Source organism: Arthrobacter sp. C152, from assembly GCF_054890965.1.
Window position 1 is genome coordinate 22,468 of record NZ_JBTZSU010000044.1, and the last position, 6,900, is coordinate 29,367.

11 protein-coding genes are annotated in these 6,900 nt (G+C 65.8%); 6 read left to right on the top strand and 5 right to left on the bottom strand.

The features are described 5' to 3' along the window. Window positions 1-12 precede the first annotated feature (12 nt). The gene (locus tag ACYSM9_RS19655; RefSeq protein ID WP_461858632.1) at window positions 13-858 is read left to right on the top strand and encodes an SGNH/GDSL hydrolase family protein; all 846 of its coding nucleotides are present in this window, start codon (window positions 13-15) and stop codon (window positions 856-858) included. Here ACYSM9_RS19655 and ACYSM9_RS19660 read toward each other — a convergent pair. Next, window positions 855-1,160, bottom strand: coding sequence for a YciI family protein (locus ACYSM9_RS19660; RefSeq protein WP_461858633.1), 306 nt, complete (start codon window positions 1,158-1,160; stop codon window positions 855-857). The genes ACYSM9_RS19655 and ACYSM9_RS19660 overlap by 4 nt on opposite strands. Before the next feature lie 73 nt (window positions 1,161-1,233). Here ACYSM9_RS19660 and ACYSM9_RS19665 point away from each other — a divergent pair, with 73 nt between their 5' ends. Both ACYSM9_RS19665 and ACYSM9_RS19670 read left to right on the top strand, forming a co-directional pair. After that, window positions 1,234-1,719 (top strand): MarR family winged helix-turn-helix transcriptional regulator, encoded by a 486-nt coding sequence (locus ACYSM9_RS19665; RefSeq protein WP_461858634.1) that lies wholly within the window; start codon window positions 1,234-1,236, stop codon window positions 1,717-1,719. 44 nt (window positions 1,720-1,763) lie between these two features. Beyond that, entirely contained in the window at window positions 1,764-2,528 is a 765-nt protein-coding gene (locus tag ACYSM9_RS19670) for an SGNH/GDSL hydrolase family protein (protein ID WP_461858635.1), read from the top strand. Window positions 2,529-2,536: 8 nt separating this feature from the next. Here the strand turns inward: ACYSM9_RS19670 and ACYSM9_RS19675 are convergent, their stop codons facing one another. The 3 genes from ACYSM9_RS19675 to ACYSM9_RS19685 form a co-directional block, all read right to left on the bottom strand. Next, window positions 2,537-3,289 carry an FAD:protein FMN transferase gene (locus ACYSM9_RS19675; protein WP_461858640.1) on the bottom strand — a complete coding sequence of 251 codons (753 nt, stop codon included), beginning with the start codon at window positions 3,287-3,289 and terminating at the stop codon, window positions 2,537-2,539. 73 nt (window positions 3,290-3,362) lie between these two features. Further along, complete coding sequence (locus tag ACYSM9_RS19680) at window positions 3,363-3,908, bottom strand: FMN-binding protein (RefSeq protein ID WP_461858636.1); 546 nt, start codon at window positions 3,906-3,908, stop codon at window positions 3,363-3,365. After that, window positions 3,905-5,371 (bottom strand): ferredoxin reductase family protein, encoded by a 1,467-nt coding sequence (locus ACYSM9_RS19685; RefSeq protein WP_461858637.1) that lies wholly within the window; start codon window positions 5,369-5,371, stop codon window positions 3,905-3,907. Before ACYSM9_RS19685 ends, ACYSM9_RS19680 begins: the two co-directional genes overlap by 4 nt. Before the next feature lie 306 nt (window positions 5,372-5,677). On the opposite strand from ACYSM9_RS19685, the gene rpmB reads away from it, so the two are divergent. The 3 genes from rpmB to rpsN are packed head-to-tail and all read left to right on the top strand — an operon-like array spanning window position 5,678 to window position 6,389. Continuing rightward, entirely contained in the window at window positions 5,678-5,914 is a 237-nt protein-coding gene (gene rpmB, locus ACYSM9_RS19690; protein ID WP_018763944.1) for a 50S ribosomal protein L28, read from the top strand. After that, the gene (gene rpmG, locus ACYSM9_RS19695) at window positions 5,914-6,081 is read left to right on the top strand and encodes a 50S ribosomal protein L33 (RefSeq protein WP_013602737.1); all 168 of its coding nucleotides are present in this window, start codon (window positions 5,914-5,916) and stop codon (window positions 6,079-6,081) included. Before rpmB ends, rpmG begins: the two co-directional genes overlap by 1 nt. Window positions 6,082-6,083: 2 nt before the next feature. Then, window positions 6,084-6,389: a 30S ribosomal protein S14 gene (gene rpsN, locus ACYSM9_RS19700; protein ID WP_009358853.1), complete on the top strand. Its 306-nt coding sequence runs from the start codon at window positions 6,084-6,086 to the stop codon at window positions 6,387-6,389. 291 nt (window positions 6,390-6,680) lie between these two features. Here rpsN and ACYSM9_RS19705 read toward each other — a convergent pair. Next, a partial coding sequence (locus ACYSM9_RS19705; protein ID WP_461858638.1) for a hypothetical protein occupies window positions 6,681-6,900 on the bottom strand: 220 nt, incomplete at its 5' end.

The following is a 6,900-nucleotide window of genomic DNA, read 5'->3' on the forward strand; positions in this document are numbered from 1 at the left end:
TATTTTGGGCCGGTGGCACCTGAATCCCTGCTTCCTGACTCCGGGCGGCGGGTGTTTGTTGCCCTTGGTGATTCCTTTACCGAAGGCGTGGGGGACCGGGACGAACGGCTGCCCAACGGGGTGCGCGGCTGGGCCGACAGGGTGGCGGAGAAGCTGGCCAAGGCGCAGCCGGGCTGGAAGTACGCCAACCTGGCGATCCGAAGCAAGCGGCTGCGGCACATCATCGACGAACAGCTGGAACCGGCACTCGGGATGAAGCCGGCCCTGATCACGCTGTACGCCGGCGGCAACGACATCCTGGACCTGAAAACGGACATGGCCGCGCTCATGGCGGACTACGAAAAGCTCGTGGCCAGGCTCGCCGGAACAGGCGCCACGCTCGTCCTGTTCACCGGCTTCGACGTCAAGGTCTCGGCGCTGCTGGAACCGCTGAAGAAACGCAACACGCTCTACAACCAGCAGGTCCGGTCCATCGCCGCGAAATACGGTGCGGTGCTGGTGGACTATTGGTGCCTGGACGCCTTCCACGACCGGCGGATGTGGGATTCGGACCGGCTCCACATGTCCAAGGCCGGGCACAAGTACCTGGCCGGGCAGGTCCTAAACCAGCTGGGCGTACCGCACAAGATCCGGCCCAAGGACTGGGAGCCGCCGCCCCGGCTCACCCTGCGCGAGTGGGAGCAGCGCCAGCGGCGCTGGGTCCACGACTGGGTCCTGCCGCTGTTTGGCCGCAAGCTGCGCGGGGTCACCTTGGGGGACGCGCTGACCCCGCGCTGGCCCCAGCCGGTGAAGGTTCCGCGGAAAGGCGGGCTGAAGAAACTGGCCGCTGAAACGTACGACGGCGGCCGCGCGCCTTAGCTGCCTTGGGCGGGCGGGGTGTCCAGCAGGTTTTCGAACCCCGGTGCCACCCGGCCGGCGTGGAACTCCACGACCTCGAAATCGGCAACCCCGTTGCTGTAGAACGGGTCCAGGGCGATGCACGCATCCAGGGTGGCGCGGTCAGCCTGGGAGAGCAGCAACCCTCCGGTGCGGGGAATCTTGCGGCCCGCCGCGATGAACACGCCGTCGTCGAACGCCTTCTGCAGCCACGCCATGTGGGCGCCGTTATGGAAATCGACGATGTCCTGGGGCACCCGGTAGGTAAGGGAGACAACATACATGCAGCCAGCCTACCGGCCGGCGCGGGAGCCGCCTGAAGCAGCTGCTTGAAGGATCAATCGTAGAATAAGGGCCATGACGGAACCCCGCTGGCTTAACGCTGACGAACGCCGGGCCTGGCTGGCCCTGGTCAGCATCAACACCCTGCTGCCCGCGGCCCTGGACACCAAGCTGCACGCCGCCGGCAAATTGTCCCTCTTCGACTACACGGTCCTGGCCATGCTGTCCGAAGCCGAGGGCAGGTTCCTGCCCATGAGTGAACTGGCCGCCCGCAGCAGCGCGTCGCTGTCGCGGCTTTCCCACGTGGTCACTAAACTCCAGAAGCGCGGCTGGGTGGAGCGCCGCCCGCATCCGTCCGATGCCAGGGTAACCACCGCGCACCTCACCGAGGAAGGGATGGCAACCATCGTCGGCCTGGCCCCCGGACACGTCGAGGACGTCCGGAACCTTTTCCTTGACGCCCTGACGGAACAGGACGTGCTGGACCTGGCCCGGATCGGCGAAAAAGTGGTGGGCCGGCTGGACACTGACCACTGGATCCTCCGGGAAACCCAGGGCTGACCACCAGATTGGTTGCTCCCGGCAACGGATGGCAAACTAACCGCATGGATTTCACTTCCCGGTTCGTGGCCCTTGGCGACTCATTCACTGAAGGCGTCGGCGACGACGACCCGGCGCGTCCCAACGGTGTGCGCGGCTGGGCGGACCGCGTCGCGGAGCAGCTGGGCGCCGCCGACCCCGCCTTCGGCTACGCCAACCTCGCCATCCGGGGCCGGAAGCTCCGGCAGATCCTCGCTGAGCAGGTGGATGCCGCCGTCGAACTTAATCCAACCCTGGTGACCATCTACGCCGGTGCCAATGACATCCTGCGTCCCAAGGTGGACATCGACGACCTGCTGGTGGAGTACAACGAGGCCGTCGGCAAGCTGGCCGCCACCGGCGCCACGGTGGTGCTGTTCACCGGCTTCGACGCCAGGGGCTCCAAGGTCTTCGGCACCATGCGCGGCCGGACGGCGATTTACAACGAGCTGGTCCGGGGAATTGCCGGCGACCACGGCGCGCTGCTGGTGGATTACTGGCGTTTCAGCGAGTACTACGACTGGGGCATGTGGGCGCACGACCGGATGCACATGTCCGCCGCGGGCCACGCGAACATGGCCAGGCGGGTGCTTGAGGTGCTCAAGTATGACCACTCCATCGACATCCCGCCCATGACCCCCGTCCCGGAACTCAGCCGCGCCGAGGCCCTCCGCGCCAACGCCCAGTGGTTCCGCGAATACGCGGCGCCCTGGGTGGTGCGCCGCGTCACCGGCAAGTCCTCGGGGGACAACCTGCGGCCCAGGTACCCGCAGCTCACGCACGTTCAGTAGGAGCCCGGTCAGCCGGGCTGGAAGCCGGGGGTTGCCAGCATGGATCCGTCGGGCCGGACCGCCAGGATGGCGACGTCCCACGTGTCCGCGGCGAGGTTCAGCGTTGGTTCCCCGCCGGACACCACCGCGGTGGCCAGAATGTCCGCGGTGACGATGTCCGCTGCCGCCACCGAAACCTGGACGAACCCGGGGCCGCCGCCCACCCGCCAGATGTGCTCGCCGCGTTCGGCGGAACCTGACGTCGCGAGGGCACGGTGGTGCGGGCCGCCGCCCAGCGGGTATCCCGTGATCAGCGTGAGCCGGTCGGCGGGGTCCACGATCCCGGCCTTCCACGGCTCGCCGCTGCCCGGGCGGGGGGATCCGCTGACCAGCACGTCGCCGCCGGCGTTGAGGCACCAGTCGCGGCGGCCCAGTGCCAGCAGCGACGTTCCCGCCTCCCGGATCGCGTGCCCCTTGATCAGCCCCGACAGGTCCAGCACGCCGTCCGGGCGCTCCGGCGTGAACGCGCCTTCGGTCCGCAGCCGCCATTCATGTGCTTCGGCGTATCTTTCACGCATCTCTTCCGAGGCATCGCGCAGCGTCAGTTCGCCGCGGGCCAGCAGGCTCGCTTCGGAGTCGGGGCGGTAGAGGCTGAAGATTTCGTCGAGGTCCCGGAAGAGATGTTCGACGACGGCGGTGGCGGCAGCGAGTTCGTCGGAGGCCGGCTGCCCTTCCGCCGACGGTTGTTGTGCCGCCAGGGTCAGGCTGATCACCGTCCCCATGCACTCGAACGTGCGGGCCTTCAGGACCGGGTTGCCGCCAGCCGGCGCCTGCGGGCCGGCGTCCGATTGCGGGTCAGAGGTTTGCTGCATCGATGGCTGCCTGGAGCGAGCTGAGGTAGGCGTTGCTGGTGATGGTGGCACCGCTGATGGTCTGGACGTTGGCCGACTGTGCGGCCAGGACCTTGCTGCGGAGCAGCGGCGCGGCGCGGTTGCTGATCTGGATCGACTTGCCGTCGGTATCGGTGAGCTGGAGCGGCGTGACCTCTGTGATCTTGCCGTTCGCCACCGTGATCTGGACCTGGACGGCACCGAACCGCGTCTGGACCGCGGTGCCGGTGAAGGTGCCGGACGCTGATGAGTTCGTGGATCCGGTCGACCCCGAGGTGCCGGAGGACCCGTTGCCGGAAGACCCGCTGGTGCCTGTACCGGTCGAACCGCTGGTGCCTGTGCCGGTCGATCCCAGGCCGGACGAACCGGTGCCCGTCGAACCCGTGGTGCCTGTCGCCGTCGTACTTGATGCAACTGTGCTGATGCCGCCAGCCTGGGTGCCCGCCTGCCAGCCCGCGAGGAGGATTCCGGCGGACGCCAGGGCAGCTGTGAGGGTTCCGCGTATTTTCACCAGTCAAACCTTTCGCGATGGATCTGATCCGCGGGCACGCCGGCCAAACCGGCGTCCGCGATGACGTTGTCCGCCCAGGCGGCGGGGCCGCAGACATAGACGTCCGCGTCGGCCACGTCCGGGACGTAGGAGGTGAGGCTGTAGCCGCTGCGGACGGCATCCTCGGGAAGCCAGCTGTTGGACTGCCGTGCCCGTGGCCCGGTGAGGTGGAACAGCCGGACGCCGCGCTGCCGGCAGATGTCCAGGATCTCGCTGCCGAGATAGAGCTCGCCGTCTGAGTGTCCGCGCAGCAGGACCGTCGCCTCGCCCGGGGCGAACGGCGTACTCTCCAGCAGGGCACGCAGGGGAGTGATCCCGATGCCGGCGCCGATCATCACTACTTTGTTCCTGGTCCTGGCGGCCGTGCTGAGCAGGCCGTAGGGACCTTCCAGCGCCACCCTGGTGCCCCTGCGGAGCCGGAGAAGCTGGGCGGAGCCGTTGCCGAGGTTGCGCACGGTGACCCGCAGCGTCCCCCTGCCGTCCGGGCCGCTGACAACGGGCTCGGCGGACAGGCTGAAGGGGTGCGGATGCCACCATATGCCCGGGGCCAGGAAACGCCAGACGAAGAACCTGCCGCCTGTTCCCGCGAGCTGGTCGAGTTTCCGTCCGCCCATCACGATGTTCACCACGCCCGGCCCAACAGCCTCCACACGGGCTACGGTCAGCTGGTGCCGCGCCGTGGCCAGCACCGGCTCCAGGATCCGGAAGTAGACCAGGGCGGTGCCGGTGTAAATGCAGATGGCAAGCCAGTACCAGCGCTGCCAGGTGCCCGGCGCAAAGAGGCCGCCCACGCTGAACTGGTGCGGGATTGAGGTGGCCACGGCTGCGTACGTCAGCAGATGCACCACGTACCAGAACTCGTACGGGAAGCGCTTGCGGACAGCCACCAGTGACGTGACCACGACGGCGATAAACAGCGCCATGGAAACGAATGCCAGCCACATGTCGGGCACCTGGACCCAGAGGTTGATGGCCTCGCTGACCGGATCCAGTCCCTCGGCCATGCCGTAGCCGATAACCAGCAGGAGACCGTGGGCCAGAAGAAGGTAAAGCGAGGGCTTGCCCAGCTTGCCGTGGAACTCCAGGGCCCGGTCATGCCCGATGGTGCGGTCGATGAAAGGGATCCGTGCGGCCAGGAGCAGCATCAGCAGGACCAGGTCCATGCCTGCGAGTCCGGCCACGATCCCCGCCGCCGTAAACAGCGCGGCGGGCGAGGTGATGTGGGTGGCCCCGCCGTCGGCCAGCCACAGGGCGACGGCGGCAGCCACGGATGCCCAGGCAATGACAGTCAGGAGATCCGTCCGGAGCATGCGCTGCCGGTACTGGCGGGTGAACCAGCCGCGGGGCGGGTTCTTAACGGAGGGGAGCTCCGGGCGGCCGGAGCTGCTTGCGGCCGGTGATGCCGGCAGGAGCTGCGTGTTCATGCCTCAAAGATCCGCCTCCAAGCTTTCGATTTGCTGTGAGGAGGGGGAGCTGATTGCTGTGACCTTTGTGCGGTGCTTATACACCCGATTGGTCTTTAATTGCGTCACCTCGTAGACTTGGTAGGCGCTAAGTGCGCGGAGCGTGCGCAATTGCTCCGGTTGCCCGGTATTTTCTCCAGGGCGGCCGGTAGTTAGGGGCTCAAGTTGCGTAACTAACCGTTGCCCGTACATTCTGTGGGTCGCACTTGGCAGCATGGTCCAGCAGCAGATATGCGGATCATTACTTTCAATTCTTGAGGAGAAGTCATGGCAGCACACTGCCAAGTGACCGGGGCCGAGCCGGGCTTTGGGCACAGCATTTCGCACTCGCACCGCCGCAACAAGCGCCGGTTCGATCCGAACATCCAGAAGAAGCGCTACTGGGTTCCGTCCCTGCGCCGTAACGTCACGCTGCAGGTCTCTGCACGTGGCATCAAGACCATCGACGTTCGCGGCATCGACGCAGTCGTCGCCGACATTCTGGCTCGTGGGGTGAAGCTCTAGTGGCTAAGGACAAGGACGTACGTCCGATCATCAAGCTCAAGTCGACCGCGGGCACGGGTTACACCTACGTAACCCGCAAGAACCGTCGTAACGACCCGGACCGCATGGTCCTGAAGAAGTACGACCCCAAGATCCGCCAGCACGTCGAATTCCGAGAGGAGCGCTAAACATGGCTAAGAAGTCCAAGATTGCTCGCAACGAGCAGCGCAAGGTCATCGTTGAGCGTTACGCTGCCAAGCGCCTCGAACTGAAGAAGACCCTGGTTGACGAAAACGCAACCGACGAAGCACGCGAAGCAGCCCGCCTGGGCCTGCAGAAGCTGCCCCGCAACGCGTCCCCGATCCGTCTGCGTAACCGCGACATCATCGACGGCCGTCCCCGCGGTACCTTCCAGAAGTTTGGCATCTCCCGTGTCCGCTTCCGCGACATGGCCCACAAGGGCGAACTCCCGGGCATCACCAAGTCTTCCTGGTAATCAGCCCCTGCTGATCCCAGCTGCTTGAGAAGAGCCGGCAACCTCACGGTTGCCGGCTCTTCTGCGTTTCCGGGGGTTGAGCCTGTCGAAACCCTGGAGGCGGAGCTGTCCAAACATGTGGTGCAGCGCACGGAAATGAATCACGACGCCGGGAGGCAGCGTGGGTGCCTTCATGCCCGCTTCCGCCGCAGTATTCCGGGGATTTCATGGCCCGGGAGGGGGGATTTGCAGCGGCCCGCCAGTGGGTGTATTGTTTTCTAAGTCGCCGCGAGGGAGACAGCGAAGAGCTGGTCACCCGGGCGGCCAAAACCCCCGAAAATAAGCCAAAATCTGGTTGCTCTTTAGGGCGCTGAAAAGCGGTGGGGATGGTTGAAAAGGACGCGGATCGCGGAAACGCTGATTTGCAAAGTTCTTTGAAAGCCGGTAAGTTTGGAAAGTTGCTCCGGAGCGATCCTTAACGTTGGTTTGGGTGGTGCCGGGTGTGTCTGTTGTTTGAGAACTCAATAGTGTG